Raw genomic sequence first — 832 nt, 5'->3', positions numbered from 1 at the left:
TGGCAACCAGTTTTGCAACCCCCATGCCAGAGCTTTAGAATCGTTAAAACATGCATAGTTAGAAGGAGATGCAGAATTGGTTCGGACGCAAAGCAGCTTGTTGCAAACCCGACATCGAAGGGTCTCACCCAACGCGCCTGCGGCGCGCTGTCCGAAACGACACAACAGTCTGGAGCGTCGCATCCGAGCCACGCGGCGACACCCGATCAGCAGCGTGAACGAGACGCGCGTCGGCAAGGCCCATGGCGCGGTACGGACTTTGCTTTCCTCTGCAGGGACCGATGACGAGGACAATCACGATGCTCAAGATGGCCCAGACCGCCGGCACCGGCACGCCCGATATCGACGACATCATCGAGAACTTCTCGCTGCTCGATGATTGGGACGACCGCTATCGCTACGTCATCGAGCTCGGCCGCGGGCTCATTCCGCTGCCGGACGCCGATCGCACCGATGCGAACAAGGTTCAGGGCTGCACCAGCCAGGTCTGGCTCGCGACCGCCGTGGAGCGTGGTCCCGACGGCCCCGTGCTCGACTTCATCGGGGACAGCGACGCCCATATCGTCCGCGGCCTGGTCGCGATCCTGCTTGCGATGGTCTCCGGCCGCACAGCTTCCGAGATCTTGAGCGCGGATCCGATCGCGCTGTTCGAGAAGCTTGGCCTGCGCGAGCATCTGACGCCGCAGCGCTCGAACGGCTTCCGCTCGATGGTCGGCCGCATCAGGGCCGACGCGCAGGCCGCGCTTGCGGGGGCTTAGTTTTGTTGGTTGAAGAGCGCCACATGTGACCCCGCGCTCGGTGCACCCTCTCCCCTTGCGGGAGAGGGTGGCAG

Annotated in this window: 1 protein-coding gene; it reads left to right on the top strand. The window is 63.5% G+C overall.

Translation table 11 applies throughout. The features are described 5' to 3' along the window. The first annotated feature begins 299 nt into the window (after window positions 1-299). Entirely contained in the window at window positions 300-758 is a 459-nt protein-coding gene (locus BRAS3843_RS32950; RefSeq protein WP_008973553.1) for a SufE family protein, read from the top strand. Window positions 759-832: the final 74 nt, after the last annotated feature.

The organism is Bradyrhizobium sp. STM 3843, assembly GCF_000239815.1.
In the GTDB taxonomy this organism is placed as follows: domain Bacteria; phylum Pseudomonadota; class Alphaproteobacteria; order Rhizobiales; family Xanthobacteraceae; genus Bradyrhizobium.
The sequence above is the reverse complement of the archived record's forward strand: the minus strand, read 5'-3'. Positions and strand labels throughout refer to the sequence as shown.

What these genes read in the sequence shown, in the direction of transcription:
- BRAS3843_RS32950 (WP_008973553.1), top strand. Translation starts at nt 300, where the DNA reads ATGCTCAAGATGGCCCAGACCGCCGGCACCGGCACGCCCGATATCGAC.